This window comes from Roseomonas gilardii (genome assembly GCF_001941945.1).
In the GTDB taxonomy this organism is placed as follows: domain Bacteria; phylum Pseudomonadota; class Alphaproteobacteria; order Acetobacterales; family Acetobacteraceae; genus Roseomonas.
The window spans coordinates 1,367,483-1,387,844 of record NZ_CP015583.1 but is presented as its reverse complement, the minus strand read 5'-3'; the positions used below and the strand labels follow the sequence as shown (position 1 = coordinate 1,387,844).

The following is a 20,362-nucleotide window of genomic DNA, read 5'->3' as shown; positions in this document are numbered from 1 at the left end:
AGCCTCCGCCCGCCCGCAGCGTGCCGCAACCCCTGCCATCCCGGTTTTTGCCGGCGGCGCGGATGCCCTGTCCGCCGCGCGGGGAACGCATCCGGGGCCTGTCCTGTCGCAGATTTGCCCATGCCCCGGGGGCGACCCGTTCCCGGGTCCGGTCCAGGCCCCTTTGCCCGGCACCGCGAAGGCGGTTATCTCCTGGACTGGATCATATCTCCGGAGGAACAGGTCATGGCGGCGAGCAGCGCCCTGCGGGTGGCCCCCGAACTGGAAGCCTTCCTGGTCAAGGAAGCCCTGCCCGGCACCGGCGTCGCGCCGGATGCCTTCTTCGCCGGCATGGAAGCCCTGTTGCGCGACCTTGCCCCCCGCAACGCCGCCCTGCTGGCGAAGCGCGACGAGATCCAGGCCAAGGTCGATGCCTGGCACCGCGAACATCCCGCGAAGCCGATCGACGCGGCGGCCTATGAGAGCTTCCTGCGCGGGATCGGCTACCTCCTCGACCCGCCGGGCGAGGTGCAGGTCTCCACCGGGAACGTGGATGCGGAGATCGCGACCATCGCCGGGCCGCAGCTCGTGGTGCCGGTGAACAACGCCCGCTACGCGCTCAACGCCGCCAATGCGCGCTGGGGCAGCCTCTACGATGCGCTCTACGGCACTGATGCCATCCCGCAGGAAGGGCCGAAGCAGAAGGGCTACGACCCCGCCCGTGGCGCCCAGGTGATCGCCCGCGCCCGCGCCGCGCTGGACGAGGCCGCGCCGCTCGCCCAGGGCTCCCATGCCGATGCCACGGGCTATGCGGTGAAGGACGGCGCGCTGGTCGTGACGCTGAAGGGTGGAACCACCACGGCGCTGCGCGATCCCGCGCAGTTCGCGGGCTATTCCGGCGAACCCGCCTCGCCCGGCGCCGTGCTGCTTCGGAAGAACGGGTTGCACCTGGAGATCGTCTTCGACCGTACGAGCCCGATCGGCAAGGACGATGCCGCCGGCATCTCCGACCTGATCCTGGAATCCGCGGTCAGCACCATCCAGGACTGCGAGGATTCCGTCGCCGCCGTCGATGCCGCCGACAAGGTGGTGGTGTACCGGAACTGGCTCGGCCTGATGAAGGGCGACCTCGCCGAGAGCTTCGAGAAGGGCGGGAAGACCGTCACCCGCCAGTTGAACCCGGACCGGAGCTGGACCGCGCCGGATGGCGGCACGCTGACCCTGCCGGGGCGCTCGCTGATGCTGGTGCGCAATGTCGGCCACCACATGCTGACCGACGTGGTGACGCTGGACGGCCAGCCGGTGCCCGAGACCATGCTCGACGCGCTGATCACCGGCGCCATCGCCCTGCACGATATCGGTCCGGACGGCCGCCGCATGAACAGCCGCGCCGGCTCCGTCTATATCGTGAAGCCCAAGCTGCACGGGCCGGAGGAGGTGGCCTTCGCCGTCGAGATGTTCGGCCGGGTCGAGGACATCCTCGGCATGGCGCGCAACACGCTCAAGATGGGCATCATGGACGAGGAGCGTCGTACCACCACCAACCTCAAGGCCTGCATCGCCGCGGCGCGGGAGCGGGTGGTCTTCATCAACACCGGCTTCCTCGACCGCACGGGCGACGAGATCCACACCTCCATGGAAGCCGGCGCCGTGGTGCGCAAGGCCGACATGAAGGCCCAGCCCTGGATCAAGGCCTATGAGGACTGGAACGTCGATACCGGCCTCGCCTGCGGCCTCGCCGGCAAGGCGCAGATCGGCAAGGGCATGTGGGCCGCGCCCGATGCCATGGCGGACATGCTGGTGCAGAAGATCGGCCACCCGAAGGCCGGAGCCAACACCGCCTGGGTGCCCTCCCCCACCGCCGCCACGCTGCACGCCCTGCACTACCACCAGGTGAACGTGCTGGAGCGGCAGCGGGAGATCGCGGCCGGCGGGCCCCGCGCGAAGCTGTCGGACATCCTCGCCGTGCCGCTGGCCAAGGACACCAACTGGGCGCCCTCCGACGTGCAGGCCGAGCTGGACAACAACGCCCAGGGCATCCTCGGCTATGTCGTGCGCTGGGTGGATCAGGGCGTCGGCTGCTCCAAAGTGCCCGACATCCACGATGTCGCGCTGATGGAGGACCGCGCCACGCTGCGCATCTCCGCCCAGCACATCGCCAACTGGCTGCGCCACGGCGTCACCACGAAGGAACAGGTGACGGAGACCCTGCGCCGCATGGCGGGGGTGGTGGACCAGCAGAATGCGGGCGATCCGCTGTACAGCCCGATGGCGCCTGGCTTCGACGGCCCTGCCTTCAAGGCCGCCTGCGACCTCGTTTTCGAGGGCACGACCCAGCCCAACGGCTATACCGAGTTCATCCTCACCCGCCGCCGCCGCGAGGCGAAGGCGGGCTGACGATGCCCGCGCCGCGTGCCGCCGGGCCACATGGCCCGGTGGCGCCGGCCGCCACGGGAAGGAGCACCGCGCCATGGGACTGATCGTCCGGCTGATCCTTTATCTCGGCGGCAGCCTGGCTTCCGTCTTCGTGGCGACGGGGGCGGAGAACTACTCCGTCGTGCAGGCGATGTTCGGCATCCTGGCCTTCGCCTGCATCGTCCTGGCGATCGCGCTCTTCGTCCGGCGCTGACGCCTCAGCCCTGCTGCAACAGCCGGGTCACGTCCGCGCCCGCGCCGGTCCTGATGCGCTGCTCGATGCACCTCGCCTCCAGGTCCACCGCCACCACCTCGTCCGAGGCGAGGGAGACGAACGCCACCGCCTTGCCCGGGTGCAGCGAGGCCGCGCTCGGCTTCGCGCCCAGCGGCAGGCGCCAGATCTCGCGCAGGTCAGGCCGCAGCAGGCTGATGCTCTCGCGCTCCAGATCCGCGAGCAGGATCCGCCCGTCCGGCAGCGCGTAGAGACGCAGCGGATCGCCGCCGACATCGCGCTGGTCCCTGAGCTTCATGCTCCCGGCATCCAGCACGCTCACCGTCCCGCTGCGCCGGTTGCCGACATAGAAGACCTTGCCGTCCGGGCTCAGGCAATTGCCCTCCGGCATCTGTCCCGTCTTCGTCACCACCGGCTTCGCGCCCCGGTCATGGGGACGCACCAGGCTGGCCGTGCCGGATTCCAGGCCGGTGACATAGGCGCGCTCGCCGTTCCGGCTGAAGGAGAAGAGGTGCGTCTTGCGCCCACCCGTGGCGGCCTGCCGGTCCGGGCGCGTGGCCCTGGCGGGGTCGTCCAGGATCAGCAGCGTGTCGCGCCCCTCGCTCAGCACGCCGAGCCTGCCCTGCCCATCCAGCCCGATCCCGTGCAACCGGTTGAAGGGCGCGCAGTCGATGGTCCGCGCCACGCGGCGCTCGCCGAGATCCACCACGACCACGGAATGTCCGCCTTCGCCCGGCTTGTCGGAACTCGGCAGGCCGTAATGGCCGACATAGGCGAAGCGCCCCTGCGCATCGACGACGAATTCATGCGGATAGGCAGGTAGCCCGACCTCGCCAACCCGCGTACCGTCCGCCGCGTCGAAGAAGGCGAGTTTCCCCGCGTTCTTCTCCATGACCAGCAGCAGCGAGGCGGGACCGTTGCCCCCTCCATTGCCGCTCTGCGCCCGGGCCTCCCCCAGCGGCAGGCCCGCCGCCACCGAGGCCATGCTGGCGAGGCCGCCGGCGAGCATGCCGCGTCTTTCGATCATGTGATGTGTCTCCCGGCTCCGCGCATCCGCGGGTGGCACCCGCTGCCTTCATGACGCGCACCCGGAGAGGCGGTTGCCCCTGTAACACTCGGATTCTTGGCCTAACCCCCGAGGACATGCTGCGTTGCAGCAGTGGCGGGGCGCCGGGATGCCTCTTGCCCCGACCGCCGAACAACGGAGAAGAACCGAACCGCATGATCGTTCCGAAGGACGTTCAGCTGCACCGCATGATGGCCCGGCTGGGATGGCCCCTGGTCATCTTCCTGATCTGGGACGTCCTGATCGTGGTCTCCTATGTCACGCTCCACCACGATTTCAGCGTCTATCTGCCGGTGCTTCCCCTGCCGCTCCTGGGCTCGGCGCTGGTGCTTTTCCTGGGCTTCCGCAACAACAGCGCCTATGGCCGCTGGTGGGAGGCGCGGACCCTCTGGGGCGCCATGGTCAATGCCTCGCGCTCCTATGGGCGGGAGGTCCTGGCCTTCCTGCCCGACACGCCGGAGGCGGTGCCGCTGAAGCGCCGGCTGGTGCAGCGGCAGGTCGCCTATGTGCATGCCCTGCGCTGCCAGCTCCGCAAACAGGAGTGCTGGGACGAGCTCGCCCGGCACATGGAGCCGGAGGAGGTCGCCCATCTCCACCGCTTCAACAACGTACCCAACGCCATCCTCAACGGTTCCGCCCGGCTGGTCGGCGATGCGCTGGACCGCGGCTGGATGGACAATATCCGGCAGTCCCGCATCGAGGCGACGATGGTGGACATGGCCAATGCCCAGGGCGGCATGGAGCGGATCAAGAACACGCCTCTGCCCCGGCAATACACCTTCTACCCCCGCTTCTTCGTCCACTTGTTCTGCGTGCTGCTGCCGCTCGGGCTGGTGGAAAGCCTGGGCCTCTACACCCCGCTCGCCTCCACCGTCGTGGGGCTCATGTTGCTGGTGATGGAGCAGATCGGCGACGATATCCAGGACCCGTTCGAGAACACGCCGAACGACGTGCCGCTGAACGCCATCTGCCGGACCATCGAGATCGACCTGTTGCAATCGATCGGCGAGTTGGACGTGCCGAAACCTTTGCAGCCCGTGGGCGATGTCCTGTGGTGAGAAAACTTCGGCCCCTGCAACCCGGAAATGCATACAGGGCAAATTGGGTTGTGAATTTGGGCTTGCATGGATGGACCAGACCGTCCATATTGTCGCTGTGCAGCATCGCAGAGATGTGAGGCTGCATTTCTTGGACGTTTCCTCCCTAAACTTGGCGGCTCCTCGGAGCCGCCTTTCTTTTTTCGGCCCCCTCCTCCGACCGAGTCCGGGAATCGCGTTTCCAGGAACGCTTTGTCCTCCCTACTGTGCCGCGGCATTCGTGGCCGGCTATGGGAGACCGCACATGGCGATACGAGGTAGTCAGGCCCCTGGCGAACTTGGCATCACGCTGATCGTGCAGGACGTGGCCAGGGCCGCGGATTTCTACCGTGACATCCTCGGCGCCACGGAACTCAGGCGCAGTCATGCCCTCCACCCCGGCGCGGAGCCCGGCATGGAAGCGTTCTGGGCTGAACTGCGCCTGAGCGGGACTCCGCTTTTCGTTACCCGCGAGAATCCGCGTTGGCGGGATGCCCCGCGTCCAGACTGGCCGCGCGCTCCTGTCTCTGCCGGCGCCGCTTCCAGCTTCCTTACCCTATACGTGGAAGACGTGGATGCGCTCCTGGTCAGAGCTGTCGCCGCAGGCTCGCGGCCGGACCAGCCCGCCTGTCCCGTCCAGGATGGATACTGGGGCGATCGCATCGCGCAGTTCCATGACCCCTTCGGCCACGTCTGGCGCATCCTGACCCGGATTGAGGACGTGGACGCCACCGATCTGCCGCACCGTCATGCGGTCCAGATGGAGGCGCACAGGCAACTCCGCCGGACGGCTCGCCCACCCGGTTGATCCTGGGGGCGCGACGAGCCCCCCTATCCCCGCAGCCAGGGCGGCGCCGGCAGGCCCTTGGTGGCCAGGAATTCCGGGTTGAACAGCTTGGACTGATAGCGCGCCCCGCCGTCGCAGAGGATCGTCGCCACCGTGTGCCCCGGGCCCATCTCCCGCGCCACCTGGATCGCCGCCGCGACATTCAGCCCGGCGCTGCCGCCGACGCTCAGCCCTTCCTCGGCCAGCAGGGCATAGACCTCCGCCAGCATGGCCTCGTCATGCACCTGCACGGCATCGTCGATCGGCGCGCCTTCCAGGTTGCCCGGCACCCGGGCCGCCTGCCCGATCCCCTCGGTGATCGAACTCCCCTCGGCATGCAGCCGCCCGGTCTTCACCCAGGAATAGAGCGCGCTGCCCATCGGATCGGCCAGCACGATCCGCACCTCCGGGTTCCGGGATTTCAGCGCCCGGGCCACGCCGGCCAGCGTGCCGCCCGTGCCGCAGGAGCAGGTGAAGGCGTGGATGCGGCCGTCCAGCTCGTCCCAGATCTCCGCCCCGGTGGTGCGCTCATGCACATGCATGTTGGCGAGGTTGTCGAACTGGTTCGCCCAGATGGTCGGCCCCTCGGCCGACAACTCCTCCGCCAGACGGCGGGAGACATGCACGTAATTGCCCGGATCGGCATAGGGCATGGCCTTCACCAGTCGCACATCGGCGCCGATCATCCGCAGGAAGTCGATCTTCTCCCGGCTCTGCGTCTCCGGCACCACGATCACCGAGCGCCAGCCGCGTGCATTCGCCGCCAGCGCCAGGCCGATGCCGGTATTGCCCGCCGTCCCCTCCACCACCGTGCCCGGCTGGTAGGGGGTGAGCAGGCCGCGGTCCACCGCATCGCCCAGGATACCCAGCGCCGCGCGGTCCTTCACGCTACCGCCGGGGTTCATGAACTCCGCCTTGGCGAAGATGTCGCAGCCCGTCAGCTCCGAGGCACGCTTCAGCCGGATCATCGGGGTGCGGCCGACCGCACCCCAGAAGCCATCGACGGGACCAGACAGGCTCAAGGCATCACTCCTTCGGCAGTTCGACCCAGCGGAGATAGGGTTTCTCCGTGGTGAAACCCTGGGGGAACTGCTGCTTCGCCTGTTCGTCGCTCAACGAGGCAAGCACGATGGCGCGATCGCCCGGCCGCCAGTTCACCGGCGTCGCCACCTTGTGCCGGTCCGTGGTTTGCAGGCTGTCGATCACGCGCAGCACCTCGTCGAAGTTCCGGCCCGCGCTCGGCGGATAGACCAGCATCAGGCGGATCTTTCGGTTCGGATCGATCACGAAGACCGTCCGCACCGTCACCGAGGGATCGGCCTCGGGATGGATCATGCCGTAGAGGTTGGCGACGGCCCGGTCCGGGTCCGAGATCATCGGGAAGTTCACCGCCGCGCCCTGGGTCTCGGCGATATCGGCATCCCAGCCGGCATGGCGATCAAGCGTGTCCACGCTCAGCCCGATGACCTTCACGCCCCGCTTCTCGAATTCCGGCTTCAGCCGCGCCGTCATGCCCAGCTCCGTGGTGCAGACGGGGGTGAAATCCTTCGGGTGGCTGAACAGGACACCCCAGGAGTCGCCCAGCCATTCATGGAAGCGGATACGCCCCTGCGTCGTCTCCGCCTCGAAATCGGGCGCGACCTGGCCGAGTTGCAGCATGCGGGTCTCTCCTGCGGGAAGGGGGGAGGCACTCTGTCCATGCGGCCGGAGGTTTCGCAACTGCGGAAAGATCGTCCTCCGCAGGGAAGGCAGGGTAGAAAATCCATGTGGACAGCGGGGCCGGTCAGGAACGAGCCTTCTCCCCATTATGGCCGAATCGCGCGAGATCCCCTCCCCCGCCCTGCCCGCCGGGGAGCCTGCCCCGGCCGAGCGTGCCGCCCGCCTCGCCGCCGAGCTCGATGCCGCCTTCAAGGCGCGCGGCCGCCTCTACTGGGACCTGCTCGCCACGCTGCGGGAGGCCCATGGCGAGGCGGAGGCCGAGCGCCTGCTGTCGCTTGCCATCGAGCGTCGGGGCGCGGCGGCGGGCGCTGCCCTCTTCGCCGGGCTCGGCGCCCCCACGCCCCATGCCGTGGCGGAAACCTTCCTGACGCGCGCCAGCCCGGACTGGGGCCGGCTCTTTCCCCACCGGCTGTGCGAGGAAGCGGACGGCACGCTGATCGTGCAGGTGGAACGCTGCCCGCTGAAGGAGGCCTGGGAGGAGGACGGACGGACGCCGGAGGAGATCGCCCTGCTCTGCCGCATCGCCGGCCGTGCCGATCATGGCGTCTTCGGCGCCAGCGGCATCGGCTTCACGGCGCGGACCTGGAAGCCGGGTGACCGGGGCTGCTGCGAACTGCGCCTTTCGCCGAGCCCAGGCGAGGCGTGATCAACGCTTCCGCACGAACTCCGTGCGCAGCACCAGGCCCTTGATCGTGTCGTGGCGGCAGTCGATCTCCTCCGGATCGTCGGTCAGGCGGATCGAGCGGATGACCGTGCCCTGCTTCAGGGTCTGGTTCGCCCCCTTCACCTTCAGGTCCTTGATCAGCGTGACGGAATCCCCGTCGGCGAGAAGGTTGCCCGAGGCATCGCGCACCTCCGGCCGGGCCTGCGCCGCCGCCTTCATCTCGCTGGCCGGGCGCCACTCGCCGGTGGCCTCGTCATACACGTAGTCCTCGTCGCTCATCGCCATCCTCATCACGGAAACGCGAGGCTTCTTCCCGCCCCGGCCGCCGCGCCGCAAGCGCGGAACCGGCATGCCGGGGTGGCGCGCCGGTGCCGGCGCCTCCGCGCAGGCCTGGACGGTCAGAGGTTGAAGGCCAGCCGCACCGCCCAGGCCTGGAACAGGCGGTCGGGCCCATCCAGGGCGACCCGGCCGTTCTGGTACTGGGTCTGCACCTTCAGGTTCTCCGAGAGATACCAGTTCAGCCCCACCGTCCAGATGCTCTGCGTGCCACCCCGCGCCGCGCCATCGTTCAGGTTCACGGTGCTGTAGCGCGCCGCCAGTTCCAGCGCCCCCGGATGGCCGTCGAGGCCCGCCCAGCCCCTGGTGGCCGGCCGCCGCCAGGTGCCCGTCTCTGCGCTGCGCCGCCGCTTGCCGTTCCAGGGAAGGAGCGGCAGGGCGGCCTGCGCGTACCAGCCGTCGAAGCGGCTCGTCCCGCCATGGCCGCGGTCCACCACGATCTGCTGGTAGAGCGCCTCGACATAGAGGGGGCCGATCGTGCCGCTCAGTTCCGGCCCATAGGCATAGACCTCCTGAGCGCCCATCGACCGGGTGTCGAGAAAGCGCAGCGTGCCGTCGCCGCGCAGCTCCGGATAGTCGCGCAGCCGCAGCGTGTCGTTGCCCGGCACGGTGCCCGGATCGAACTGCGCCGCAACGTCGAACCCCGCCTGCAGATGAAGCAGCCCGCCTTCATCCGACGCCGCGACGGCCCGGCCGGCCAGGCCGCGCTGCCGGTGGTCGTGCAGCGCCGAGCTGGTGCCGCCCGTGCCGTAGAGGCTCAGGTTCCAGTCCCGGCCACGCGCCTCCAGGCCCAGCGCCTCCCGCGAATCCCCGCTCGCCAGGCCGGCCACGATGTTGCTGATCGCCGACCGCTCCAGGAACAGCAGGTCGAAGGAGCTGGCGGCATATTCCGGCAGGTGCTGCGGCGTATAGGCCCCGGCCCGGACCATGCCCCATTCCTGAATCCTGTAGGTGAGCTGCGCCTCGTAGAGGAAGTTGGTCCGGCTCGGATAGCCGCCGAACTCCCAGATCACCCGGTATCCGAAGCCGGCGGGCAGGTTGCCGGCCGCGCCCAGCCGCGCCCGCCGGACCTGCGTGCCGGAATCGAAGCCGCCCGGCCGCTCCTGGCCGAAAAAGGACACGCCATCGAGGTCGAAGCGCAACAGCGGCCGGATGGTGAAGTCATCCCCGTCGAGGCACAGGGTCAGCCGTTTCTGCAACGCCTCGCCGGATGGCAGGCTGCCGCCCTGGTCGGCCCCGTCCCGGGCCTTGCAGTCCTTCCCGGCCGCCTCCTGCGCCGCTGCGGCCGGGGGGAGGGCCAGGGCAGCGACCAGGGCAACGACACCGCCCGGCAACGCGGCGGCAAGACGTATCGGCATGACGGAGGCTTCCCGGCCCATCCTGACGATCGCTCCTCAAGCATGAATTCGCCGCGCCCGCGCCATGACGATGCGGTGAGGGGACCCGGCGGCGCGGCCGGCGACCGACGGCCCTCACCGTCAGAAGACCTGGCGCAGCAGCACGTAGAGACCGCCGGCGATGGCCATGGCGGCCGGCAGGGTCAGCACCCAGGCCATCGCCAGGTTCCGGACCGTGGACCACTGCAGCCCGGAGCCATTGGCCACCATGGTGCCGGCGACGCCGCTGGAAAGGACATGCGTCGTGGACACCGGCAAGCCATAGACATCGGCCAGCCCGATCGTACCCATGGCCACGATCTCGGCCGACGCCCCCTGCGCATAGGTCAGGTGCGTCTTGCCGATCCGCTCGCCCACCGTGACCACGATGCGCTTCCAGCCCACCATCGTGCCAAGGCCCAGTGCCAGCGCCACCGTGACCTTGACCCAGGTGGGGATGAACTTGGTGCCGTCGTCGAGCAGGCCACGCAGCGACTTCAGTGTCGCCATCTCCTCCTCGCCGAACCCGTCCGGATGCGCACCCATCACCCGCACCGCGTCGGAGGCGAGGTACATGTCGTTGCGAACATTCGATGTTGCCGCCGCGGGCACCAGCCGCACCGCGCCATAGCCCTGCACCTGCCGCCCGATATCCTGGGTCAGCACCGCCAGGGCGGCATAGACCTCGGGGCGGTTGACCTCGCGCGCCTTCAGCGCGTCGCCAACGACGGCGCGCGCGGCGGCGGCATTCTCCGGCTTCGGGGCGCTGCCGGCACGGGTGGCGAAGATATCGCTGGCCCGGTGCGTCATCTCGACGAAGGCGGGTGTGGTGCTGTCCGGCATGGCACGGTTCAGCGCATAGGCCGTGGGCGCGGCGCCGATCAGGATCAGCATGATCAGCCCCATGCCCTTCTGCCCGTCATTGCTGCCATGGAAGAAGGAGACGCCGGTGCAGGTGGCGACCAGGAGGGCCCGGATCGCCATCGGCGGCGGCTTGTTGCCCTCCGGAGCCTTGTAGAGCGCCTCGTTGCGGATCACGAAGCGCATCGCCAGCAGCAGCACCGCCGCCAGCACGAAGCCGATGAGCGGGCTGAAGAGGAGCGCCTTGAACACGCCGATCGCCTGGTTCCAGTCCACGCCGGACGTGGCCGAACCGGCCGGCGCCATGAGCTGGTTGGCGAGGCCCACGCCGATAATGGAGCCGATCAGCGCGTGCGAGGAGCTGTTGGGCAGCCCCATCGCCCAGGTCCCCAGGTTCCAGATCGCGGCCGCAAGCAGCAGCGCGAAGATCATGGCATAGCCCGCGCCGCTGCCGACCTGCAGGATCAGTTCCACCGGCAGCAGGGTCACGACGGTGAAGGCCACCGCGCCGCTGGAGGTCAGCACGCCCAGGAAGTTGCAGAAGCCCGACCAGACCACGGCTGTCAGGAGCGGCAGGCTGTGCGTGTAGATTACCGTCGCAACGGCATTCGCCGTGTCGTGGAAGCCGTTCACGAATTCGAAGCCCAGCGCGATCACCAGCGCCAGGCCGAGCATCACGAGGGCTCCGGTCGCCAGGCCATGCTCGCCCACGCTGCGCATGTCCTGCGCGATGCTGAAGGCCGCGTATCCGAGCCCGGCGGCGAGCACCAGGATGAAGGCGATGGCCCCGAGGGTATGCGGCTTGCGGTCGAGATCCGGGCGCGAGGAGGTCAGCGTCTCGGCTGCTCCCCGAAGGATGGTGTCGGACATCAGGTCCCCAGATGTGACAGACGGGGACCGCTGTAGCGAGGATGCGCCGGAAGCACCCGTTGCAATCGAGTGAACATTTCAGTCTGCAGACAGCCATTCACGGCCGGAGCGCTGAAAACATCGCGTTCGTTCCACTCATGGTAGCGGAACCGGGAAGCCCCTTTCCGGAGCTTCTCTCACAGCATGCCCTTCAGGCGCAGCAGGCCGAAGGCCGCCACCGTGGACTGGTCCTCGATCACGCCGTCCTGGATCATCGCCTCCAGCTCCTCCAGGGGCATGGCCCGTGTCACCAGGTCCTGCTCCTCGACCTCCAGCGCCGCCTCGCCCGGCGAGAGGCCGGTGGCCAGGAAGACGTGGTTCGCCTGGGTGCAGAAGCCGTAGGCGAGGAAGAGCCGCCCGGCATAGCGCATCTCCGCCGCGCGCAACCCCGTCTCCTCCCGAAGCTCGGCCCGCGCCAGTTCCAGCGGGTCGGTGCCGGGCGCATATTCCCACATGCCCTGCACGAACTCCCAGCAGCGGCGCGCCACCGGATAGCGGTACTGCTCGACCATATGGACCATGCCGTCCTGCACTGCGGCCACGGTCACGAAATCGGTCTTCTCCACCACGCCGAACAGGCCGGGCGAGCCGTCACGCCGCCGCACCGTGTCCTCGCGCAGCCGCATCCAGCGGTTCTCATAGACCAGCCGGCTGCCCGTACAGACGATATCGGGCTCCTCCGCGCTCACGCGGCGGCTCCATCCCCGGCATAGGGGTTGCTGCGCCGTTCCTCGCCCAGCGTCCCGCCCGGCCCGTGACCGCAGTGGAAGGCGACGTCGTCGCCCAGCGGGAAGAGCTTCTCCCGGATCGCCCGGACCAGCCCTGGCCCGTCGCCATAGGGGAAGTCCGTCCGCCCCACGGAGCCGCGGAAGATGACGTCCCCCACCACGGCGAAACGCGCGGCCGGATCGAAGAACACCACATGGCCCGGCGTATGGCCGGGGCAGTGCAGCACCTCGAAGCGGTGCCCGGCGACCTCCACCGTGTCGCCCTCGGCCAGCCAGCGGTCCGGCACCACCGGCCGCCCCGGGAAGCCGTACTGCGCCGCCGACTGCGCCAGCCCGTCCAACAGGAAGCGGTCCGCGTCGTGCGGTCCCTCGACCGGGATGCCAAGCGTCTCGGCAACCTCGGCGGCGCCCGCCGCATGGTCCAGGTGGCCATGGGTCAGCAGGACCTTCTCCGCCGTTACGCCAAGATCCTTCAGGGCGGCGAGCACCGGCCCGGCTTCCCCCGGATCGACCACCGCCCCACGCTTCGTTGCCTCGTCCCAAAGGATCAGGCAGTTCTGGCCGAAGGGCGTGACCGGCAGGATCGCGCCGCGCAGAGCCTCGGAAGATGTCATGGCATCAGCCCCTGTCTTGCTGGCCGCCAGAACTGGCACGGGCCGCCGCGGCATGCCAGCACCGGCCGCCGGGTTGCCATCGTCACGCGAGGGTGATGCCCGGTGGGGCGCCATCGGGGCACCATGCAATTGCGGTGACACCCCCGGGGCCCTAGCTTGCCGTCCCCAAGGACAATGATGTCCAGAATTCTGTCCGCGCCTCCCGTCCCTGGATCATGGCCCTGTCCTCGTCCGATCGAATAAGGCCCTCCCGCCGCCCGACGACCCAGCCCTGCCAGACCGGGAGCAGTTCCGAAGGGTGCGGCCCATCCGGCCACAGCCATCCATCCCCGGAGGAGTCCGCCCCCGCCCTGTGGCTTGCGGCGGAAGCGGCCGGGGAAAGCGCTTTCCGCCGCATCGCCGACTGCACCCCTTCCATGATCTGGCTTTCCGACCAGCATGGGAATTGCGTCTTCGCCAATCGTCACCACGAGCGGACGCTGGGCTATCCGGCCAGCGAGTTGCAGGGGCAGGGCTGGCGCCGGCTGGTCCATCCCGACGATCTGGGCACCTATGAAGCGGTGATCATCCGCGCCCTCTCCTTGCGCGAGCCCTTCCAGATCGTCGTCCGGATGCAGGCCAAGGGAGGGCGGATGTACTGGATGCGGGTGGATGCCGCCCCGCGCCTCTCCGCCGAGGGCGAGTTCCTCGGCTTTGTCGGCATCGACACGGACATGACCGCCAGCCACCAGGCCGAGGAAGCGCTGGAACGCCTGGTCCGGCAGCGCACCAGCGATCTTTCCGAGGCCAACCGGCGTCTGCAGGAGCAGATCGAGGAGCGCGACCGGCTGGAAGCCTCGCTCCGGCAGATGCAGCGCGCCGAGGCGCTGGGCCAGCTCACCGCCGGCGTGTCGCATGATTTCAACAACCTGTTGACCGTCATCCTCGGCAACCTGCGGTTGCTGCAGCGCCAGCCCGCTTTGCCGGGCCTGTCGCCCGCCCTCCTCGCGCGGCGGCTGGAAGCGGTCCGGCTGGCCGCCGAGCGTGGCGCCCTGCTGACCTCGCAGCTCCTCGCCTTCTCCCGCCGCCAGCGGCTCGACCCCCGGCCGCTGGACATGAACGCGCTCATCCAGGACATGGTCGGGCTGCTGGGCACCACTGTGGGCGGCAGCATCCGCCTGGATACCAGCCTGGACGCCAGCCCGGGACGGGAAGCCTGGCTCGCCATGGCCGATCCGACCCAGATCGAGCTCGCCGTGGTCAACCTCGTGCTCAATGCGCGCGACGCCATGCAGGGCAGCGGCACGATCCGCATCGCCACCGGCAACGTCACACTCGGACTGCCCGGGCACCCCGAGGAACCGCCGGCCGGGGAGTATGTGGCGATCACGGTCCGCGACACCGGAACCGGCATGACGCCGGAGGTCCGGGCCCGGGCCTTCGAGCCCTTCTTCACCACCAAGGATGTCGGGCAGGGCTCCGGCCTGGGTCTCAGCCAGGTGCTCGGCTTCGTCCAGCAGTCCGGCGGCGGGTTGCGGGTGGAGACGGCGCCCGGCCAGGGCACGGCCATCCATCTCTATCTGCCCCGCGCCCAGGCGCGCCCGGCCGCTCCTGCCTTCGCCCCCGCGGAGGGGCAGGAGAAAGACGACCGGACCATCCTGCTGGTGGATGATGAGGAGCCCGTGCGGGAGATCACCGCCCTCACCCTACGGGACCTGGGCTACGACGTGGTCGAGGCCCATGATGGCCTCGCGGCGCTGCACCTGCTGGACGGAGACACCCGCTTCGACCTGCTGCTGCTGGACTTCGCCATGCCCGGCATGAATGGCGTCGAGGTTGCGCAGGCCGCACGCAGCCGGCGCCCGCAACTGCCGATCATGTTCCTCACCGGCTATGCCGAGGCCCCGGCCATGGCAGGCGAGAACAAGGACAGGATCCTCCAGAAGCCCTTCCGCACCGAGGAGCTCGCCCGGCGCCTGACCGCCGTGCTGACCCCGGCCTGCCGCGCGATGGCCGCCGGAGCCTCCCACTGACGGCTTGGCCCCTTGGGGACGGCACGGGGCGGGAAGCGCTTGCGGAGGCTCGGCCAGACTGATATATCAGATGGCATGAACGGCCTCCAGCCACTCTCGCAGAGCGAAACGGCCTCGCTCTCGGAACGTGTCTATCACCGGTTGCGCGACGCCATCGCCATGGGCCGCCTCGCGCCGCGCACCCGTGTCTCCGAGCGCGGCCTTGCCGCCCGCCTCGGCGTCTCCCCCGCCCCCGTCCGCGAATCCCTGCGGCGGCTGGAGATGGAAGGGCTCGTCGTCACCTTGCCGCGCCGCGGCACGCTTGTCGCCGATTTCGGCCCCAGCCAGCTGGAGGAAATGGGGCGCATCCGCGTCGCCCTGGAAGCCGTCGCCGCCGGGCTTGCCGCCCGCAACGCCACGCCCGAGGACATCGCCCGCCTCGCCGGGCAGCTCGACGCCATGCGGGCCGCCACCGGGGCAGGCGACGCCGGCCGCCTCGCCGAGGCCAATACCCGCTTCCACGAGATGATCCGTGACATGGCCGGCAACGCCATGCTGGAAACGACGCTGCGCTCCCTGCGCGGCTATGACCAGGTCGGCCGCCAGCGCAGCCTCGCCACTCCAGGCGAGTTCACCCGTGCCCTGGCGGAGCACACCGAGCTGCTGGACGCCCTGCGCCTGGGCGACCAGGACCGCGCCGAGCTGTTGATGCGCGCGCATGGCCTGCGCTCGCTGCGCCAGGCCTCCTTGCATCCGGCCCAGCAGCGGGCCGACGCCTCCATGGAGGAGGACGGGATGGCCGACAGCCTCGCCATCGCCGACCCGGACGGCTCCGGACGGAACAGTTCCAACCAGAAGAGGAGGACGACGACATGACAAAGACCCGGGAAGAATGCCTCACCGCCCTGCGCGGCATCTCCGGCATCCTGGTGACGCCCTATGACCGCGACGGCGCCATCGCGCCAGCGGCGCTGGAGCCCATCATCGCCCGCGCCGCGAAGGCCGGCGTCCACGGCCTGACCGTGAACGGCAATACGGGCGAGTTCTACTCGCTCTCCTTCGCCGAAGCCGAGCGCATGCAGGCCGAGGTCCCGGGCATGGTCGCCGGGCGTGCCGCCGTGATCGCCGGCGTGGGCCGCTCCATCGTCGAGGCGGAGAAGCTCGCCCGCGTGGCGAAGCAGGCCGGCGCCGACATGCTGATGGTGCACCAGCCGCCCGATCCGTTCTGCGCCCCGCGCGGCATCAAGGCCTATCTCCAGCGGGTGGCCGAGGCCGGCGAGCTTCCCATCGTCCTCTACCTGCGCAACGACAGCATGGGCATCGACCGCATCGTCGAGCTCGCCAGCCTGCCCGGCGTCGTCGGCGTGAAATGGGCCACCCCCAATGTCATGCTGCTGGCTCAGGCCGTGCGCCGCACCGCGCATCTCGGCGTCAACTGGACCTGCGGCCTGGCCGAGCCCTGGGCCCCGCCGATGTATGGCGTGGGCGCGCGCGGCTTCACCTCCGGCCTGATCAATGTCGTGCCCGAGCGTTCCGTCGCCATCCATGCGGCGCTGGAGCGCGGCGACCTCGCCGCGGCGCGCGAGAACATCGAGGCGATCGACCCCTTCGAGGTGCTGCGCGCGCAGGAGCTCGGCGGCGCCAATGTTTCCGTGGTGAAGGCGGCACTGCAGCTGATGGGCGAGGATGCCGGCCCCGCTCGTCCGCCCGCAGCCTGGCCGCTCACGCCAGAGGCGCAGGACACGCTGGTGCAGCTTTTGCGGGACTGGGGCCTCACCGCGCGCAAGGCGGCCTGACGCCGCCCAGGCAGGCGATGATCGCCGCAACCCCGGGGGAGTATGCCCCCCCGGGGCCAGGGGGGGCCGCCACATCCCGCTCCTGCCAGGGCAGCCCGGCTTCGTGCGGCCGGGATCGCTCGTCGGGAAGCTTCTCGTTCCAGAAACGTCATGACAAGCTGTGCTCCGGTCTGAGGAGTCTCCTGTCATGGCCACACGCATCATCGCCATCCCCGACGCGAACGGTCTCATCCGCATCGCCTGCGGCGGCGATATCCTGGAGATCGAGGTCCAGGCGGCGTCGCAACCGGCGAACGGCGATCCGTTCCTCAATCCTTTCACCCCCGTCCATATCCCCAATCCTTTCGACACCCCCGGCGCCTATATCAACCTGCAGCACGGGCAGGACGGAACGCCCGATATCGACAGGCTGGTGGCCTCGGCCCGGGACCAGATCGCCGACGACAGCAGGCCCGACCCCGCTGGCGCGATCCTGAACGTCGAAACCGCCAACCTGCACGACATCACCCGCGCCGCGACCCAGATCGCCCGGGTTCTCCCGCAGCTTCTCCTCGCCATAGACTTCGGCAAGCTCCGCAAGCCATGAGCGACCCCGATCCCGTCGCCTCCGCGATGGCGACGGCCGCGCAGTCCCTGCGCGACACCGCCCGCTGGATGGTGGGTGGCGTGGTGGGGACCGCGGCGGGCATCTTCGCCGGCAGTTCGCTGACCGCCTTCGGATCGCTGGACCCGGTGGCGAATACGCTGCGGCTGATCCTGGCCATCGGCGGCCTGCTGGTGGGCTTCGGGGCGCTGGCCGTCATCCTCCACCACGCCATATCGGTCCTCACCCGCGAAAGCATGACCTTCCGCGAGATCGCCTCGGCCGGTCACGACAACCTTCCGGAATGGGTCGAGGTCCGCACCAGGCTGCTCGAACGCTACCGGGACAGGCTGCCGCCCGGCGCGACATCCTTCGCCGACTACGTCAGCCTCGTGGATCAGGCCCGCAGCACCAACCCGCAGACGCCCGCGACGACGCAGCTCCTTGCCCGGGCCAGGGAGGACAACACCCTCTTTGGCGCCGATGGCAGCTTTCTCTTCGTCAGGGCGCGCTTCGAGCGGCTCGTCTGCGCCCTTTGGCGCGCAGCCCCCTTCGCGATCCTGGGCTTTGCCCTTTTCGCCTGGGCAGCGAACCCGCCCAAGCCCGACGCGGCCGCCACCACGCCCCGCCCGGCCGACGCGAGTACCGGCCGGGCCCTCCCCGCGCCCGTTCCCGGTGCACCCGTTCCCGGTGCGCCCGCTCCCGGTGCGCCCGCCAGTACGCCCGCTGGCCCCGCGCCCGCGGTCCCAGCACCCGCTGCCCCTGCTCATAGCCCTGCGGCCGGGGGCTGAGCCCCCCTTGCCAGCCACCTGGCCACAGGACAGGCTCCCCCGTTCGCGGCCGCCCCTTCGACCACTCCGGGTTTCGCCGCATCGGGAGGAGCAGACAGGATGAACACCACACGACGCGGCCTGCTGGCCGCCGCCGGCGGCATTGCCGCGACTGCCGCCCTGGCCCGGCCGGCCCTGGCGCAGTCCTTCGCCTTCGCGCCGAACCAGCGCTATCCCGATCCGGCGGTGCAGATCCTCGATCCCAGCTTCGCGAAGTACCGGATCTACAGCAGCACGCTGGAACAGGTCGCCACGGGGATGCGCTGGGCCGAGGGGCCGGCCTATTTCCCCGCCAGCGGGGATGCGGGCGGCTACCTGCTGTGCAGCGACATCCCCAACAACCGGATCATGAAGTACAGCGAGAAGGATGGCAGCTTCACCGTCTTCCGCGCGCCGTCCAACTTCTCGAACGGCAATGTGCGGGACCGGCAGGGCAGGCTCGTCACCTGCGAGCATTCCGTCACCCGCCGCGTCACCCGCACGGAGAAGGACGGCTCCATCACCGTCCTGGCCGACAGCTACGGGGGCAAGCGGCTCAACGCGCCGAACGACATCGTGGTGAAGTCGGACGACACGATCTGGTTCACCGACCCCACCTTCGGCATCAACGGCGAATGGGAGGGCTTCCGCGCCACGCCGGAACAGCCCACCACCAATGTCTATCGCATCGGCACGGACGGGAAGCTGACGGCGGTCCTCACCGATCTGGTCAATCCCAACGGCCTCGCCTTCTCCCCCGATGAGAAGAAGCTCTATGTCGTCGAGTGGAAGGGCACGCCCAACCGCAGCATCTGGAGCTATGACGTGCAGCCGGACGGCACGCTCTCCGGCAAGACCAAGCTGATCGATGCCGCCGACCAGGGTGCGCTGGACGGGTTCAAGGTGGACCGGGACGGCAATCTCTGGTGCGGCTGGGGCAGCAACGGGCTGCTGGAGGCCGAGCCGCGCGATGTCGGAGGCCGCAAGGTCTATGAACTGCGCGGCAGGTCCGAGGATCTCGATGGGGTGATGGTCTTCAACCCGCAGGGCAAGGCGATCGGCTTCATCCGCCTGCCGGAACGCTGCCCGAACCTGGTCTTCGGCGGGCCGAAGAACAACCGCCTCTACATGACCAGTTCGCACTCGATCTACGCCATGACCTTCGAGGCGCACGGGGCGGTCTGAACGCCCCGCCTTCCGGGGGCCGGCTCACGCCGGCTCCCTCTCTCACCCGCCCAGCGCCCATTCCCGCAGATCCGCCACCAGCAGGTCCGGCGCCTCCAGCGCCGCGAAGTGCCCGCCATGCGGCATGGGCGTGTAGCGCGTGACGTTGAACCCCTTTTCCGCGAAGCCCCGCGGCGGCCAGGGGTGCAGCGGGTCCGGGAAACAGGCGAAGGCCGTCGGCACCTCCACCCGCACGCCCGGCGGCAGGCTGCGGAAGCCGCCTTCCATCGCCGCCGCGTAGAAGCGGATGGAGGAGTGGAAGGCCCCGGTCATCACGTAGATCATGATGTTGTCGAGCAGGTCCTCGCGGCTGAACACCGCCTCGAACGGCCGCTCCCGCCGGTCCGACCAGTCGTGGAAACGCTCCAGGATCCAGGCCGCCTGCCCCACCGGGCTGTTGCCCACCGCCCAGGACAGGCTCTGCGGCTTGCTGCCCTGGAGATGCCGGTAGCCGCCCAGGCGCTGCTCGATCCCGGGGAACTTCGCCGCCCATGCCTTCTCCTCCTCCGTGTCCGGCGCGGCGCCGGGGCGGGGGAAGAGCATGGTCAGATGGATCGCCTCCAGGCTGGGGGCATGGTGCAGGCCCAGCAATGCGGTTATCAGCGCGCCCCAGTCGCCGCCATGAGCGCGGTAGCGGCGATAGCCCAGGACGCGTGTCATCAGCCCGTCGAAGAGCGCCGCCACCCGCCGCTGGTCGATCGTCTCCGCCGGTTTGGCCGAGAAGCCGAAATTCGGCAGCGAGGGGATCACCAGGTCGAAGGCATCCTCCGCCCGTCCGCCATGGCGCGAGGGAAAGGCCAGCGGTTCCGCGACCTTCCAGAACTCCCGGTGCGAGCCGGGCCAGCCATGGCTCATCAGCAGGGGCCGCTTCCCCTGCGCCTCACCCACCAGATGCAGGAAGTGGATCTCCACCCCGTCCACCTCCGCCACGAATTGCGGAAAGCGGTTCAGCCGCTCCGCCGCCGCGCGCCAGTCATAGTCCTCCGCCCAGAAGCGGGAGAATTCGCGCAGGAATCCGGCGTCGCAGCCGTAGCGCCATCCCTCCCCTGCCGGCGCCGGGGCGAATTCATGGCGCCGCACCCGATCCAGGACGGGTTCCACGGTTCCATCCGTCCAGTCCACGCGAAAGGGGGTCATGGCTTTCCTGCTGTGCCGCCT

General features: G+C 69.5%; 20 protein-coding genes. 11 read left to right on the top strand and 9 right to left on the bottom strand.

All coding sequences use genetic code 11. From position 1 onward, the window contains the following. Positions 1–225: 225 nt before the first annotated feature. On the top strand, positions 226–2,376 hold the full coding sequence (locus RGI145_RS06180) for a malate synthase G (protein WP_075797673.1): 2,151 nt from the start codon (positions 226–228) through the stop codon (positions 2,374–2,376). Positions 2,377–2,449: 73 nt separating this feature from the next. Next, positions 2,450–2,608, top strand: a complete 159-nt coding sequence (locus RGI145_RS24950; RefSeq protein ID WP_156878451.1) for a hypothetical protein — start codon at positions 2,450–2,452, stop codon at positions 2,606–2,608. A gap of 4 nt (positions 2,609–2,612) precedes the next feature. Here the strand turns inward: RGI145_RS24950 and RGI145_RS06175 are convergent, their stop codons facing one another. Then, positions 2,613–3,653 (bottom strand): YncE family protein, encoded by a 1,041-nt coding sequence (locus tag RGI145_RS06175; protein WP_075797672.1) that lies wholly within the window; start codon positions 3,651–3,653, stop codon positions 2,613–2,615. Positions 3,654–3,847: 194 nt separating this feature from the next. On the opposite strand from RGI145_RS06175, the gene RGI145_RS06170 reads away from it, so the two are divergent. After that, the gene (locus tag RGI145_RS06170) at positions 3,848–4,750 is read left to right on the top strand and encodes a bestrophin family protein (RefSeq protein WP_075797671.1); all 903 of its coding nucleotides are present in this window, start codon (positions 3,848–3,850) and stop codon (positions 4,748–4,750) included. 283 nt (positions 4,751–5,033) lie between these two features. Next, positions 5,034–5,576 carry a VOC family protein gene (locus RGI145_RS25400; protein WP_167668244.1) on the top strand — a complete coding sequence of 181 codons (543 nt, stop codon included), beginning with the start codon at positions 5,034–5,036 and terminating at the stop codon, positions 5,574–5,576. A gap of 23 nt (positions 5,577–5,599) precedes the next feature. Here the strand turns inward: RGI145_RS25400 and RGI145_RS06160 are convergent, their stop codons facing one another. Together RGI145_RS06160 and RGI145_RS06155 are read right to left on the bottom strand one after the other, a co-directional pair. Next, entirely contained in the window at positions 5,600–6,562 is a 963-nt protein-coding gene (locus RGI145_RS06160; protein WP_237183275.1) for a cysteine synthase A, read from the bottom strand. A 58-nt stretch (positions 6,563–6,620) separates the two neighbouring features. Then, positions 6,621–7,253 carry a peroxiredoxin gene (locus RGI145_RS06155; RefSeq protein WP_075797668.1) on the bottom strand — a complete coding sequence of 211 codons (633 nt, stop codon included), beginning with the start codon at positions 7,251–7,253 and terminating at the stop codon, positions 6,621–6,623. Positions 7,254–7,401: 148 nt separating this feature from the next. On the opposite strand from RGI145_RS06155, the gene RGI145_RS06150 reads away from it, so the two are divergent. Then, on the top strand, positions 7,402–7,959 hold the full coding sequence (locus tag RGI145_RS06150) for an L-2-amino-thiazoline-4-carboxylic acid hydrolase (protein ID WP_167668243.1): 558 nt from the start codon (positions 7,402–7,404) through the stop codon (positions 7,957–7,959). Here RGI145_RS06150 and RGI145_RS06145 read toward each other — a convergent pair whose 3' ends face one another. The 5 genes from RGI145_RS06145 to RGI145_RS06125 form a co-directional block, all read right to left on the bottom strand. Further along, positions 7,960–8,256: an alkylphosphonate utilization protein gene (locus RGI145_RS06145; RefSeq protein ID WP_335740092.1), complete on the bottom strand. Its 297-nt coding sequence runs from the start codon at positions 8,254–8,256 to the stop codon at positions 7,960–7,962. It abuts the gene before it with no gap. A gap of 119 nt (positions 8,257–8,375) precedes the next feature. After that, the gene (locus tag RGI145_RS06140; protein WP_167668242.1) at positions 8,376–9,671 is read right to left on the bottom strand and encodes an OprO/OprP family phosphate-selective porin; all 1,296 of its coding nucleotides are present in this window, start codon (positions 9,669–9,671) and stop codon (positions 8,376–8,378) included. 120 nt (positions 9,672–9,791) lie between these two features. After that, a complete protein-coding gene (locus tag RGI145_RS06135; RefSeq protein WP_075797666.1) occupies positions 9,792–11,420 on the bottom strand; it encodes an inorganic phosphate transporter in 1,629 nt (542 codons plus the stop codon). A 176-nt stretch (positions 11,421–11,596) separates the two neighbouring features. Beyond that, positions 11,597–12,148 (bottom strand): NUDIX domain-containing protein, encoded by a 552-nt coding sequence (locus RGI145_RS06130; protein WP_208863937.1) that lies wholly within the window; start codon positions 12,146–12,148, stop codon positions 11,597–11,599. Beyond that, positions 12,145–12,801: an MBL fold metallo-hydrolase gene (locus RGI145_RS06125; protein ID WP_075797665.1), complete on the bottom strand. Its 657-nt coding sequence runs from the start codon at positions 12,799–12,801 to the stop codon at positions 12,145–12,147. Before RGI145_RS06125 ends, RGI145_RS06130 begins: the two co-directional genes overlap by 4 nt. Before the next feature lie 416 nt (positions 12,802–13,217). Between RGI145_RS06125 and RGI145_RS06120 the strand changes: the two genes are divergently transcribed. The 6 genes from RGI145_RS06120 to RGI145_RS06095 all read left to right on the top strand — a co-directional run bounded on the left by RGI145_RS06120 (position 13,218) and on the right by RGI145_RS06095 (position 19,165). Next, a complete protein-coding gene (locus tag RGI145_RS06120) occupies positions 13,218–14,813 on the top strand; it encodes a response regulator (RefSeq protein ID WP_167668240.1) in 1,596 nt (531 codons plus the stop codon). Between the two features lie 75 nt (positions 14,814–14,888). Beyond that, positions 14,889–15,668, top strand: coding sequence for a GntR family transcriptional regulator (locus RGI145_RS06115; protein ID WP_075797663.1), 780 nt, complete (start codon positions 14,889–14,891; stop codon positions 15,666–15,668). Then, complete coding sequence (locus RGI145_RS06110; protein ID WP_075797662.1) at positions 15,665–16,588, top strand: dihydrodipicolinate synthase family protein; 924 nt, start codon at positions 15,665–15,667, stop codon at positions 16,586–16,588. The genes RGI145_RS06115 and RGI145_RS06110 overlap by 4 nt, the downstream gene beginning before the upstream one ends. Before the next feature lie 187 nt (positions 16,589–16,775). Further along, on the top strand, positions 16,776–17,174 hold the full coding sequence (locus RGI145_RS06105; RefSeq protein ID WP_075797661.1) for a hypothetical protein: 399 nt from the start codon (positions 16,776–16,778) through the stop codon (positions 17,172–17,174). Further along, entirely contained in the window at positions 17,171–17,962 is a 792-nt protein-coding gene (locus RGI145_RS06100; RefSeq protein ID WP_075797660.1) for a hypothetical protein, read from the top strand. Before RGI145_RS06105 ends, RGI145_RS06100 begins: the two co-directional genes overlap by 4 nt. A gap of 99 nt (positions 17,963–18,061) precedes the next feature. Next, on the top strand, positions 18,062–19,165 hold the full coding sequence (locus RGI145_RS06095) for an SMP-30/gluconolactonase/LRE family protein (protein ID WP_075797659.1): 1,104 nt from the start codon (positions 18,062–18,064) through the stop codon (positions 19,163–19,165). A gap of 42 nt (positions 19,166–19,207) precedes the next feature. On the opposite strand, the gene RGI145_RS06090 is transcribed toward RGI145_RS06095, so the two are convergent. Then, entirely contained in the window at positions 19,208–20,341 is a 1,134-nt protein-coding gene (locus RGI145_RS06090) for an epoxide hydrolase family protein (protein WP_075797658.1), read from the bottom strand. Between the last annotated feature and the right edge of the window lie 21 nt (positions 20,342–20,362).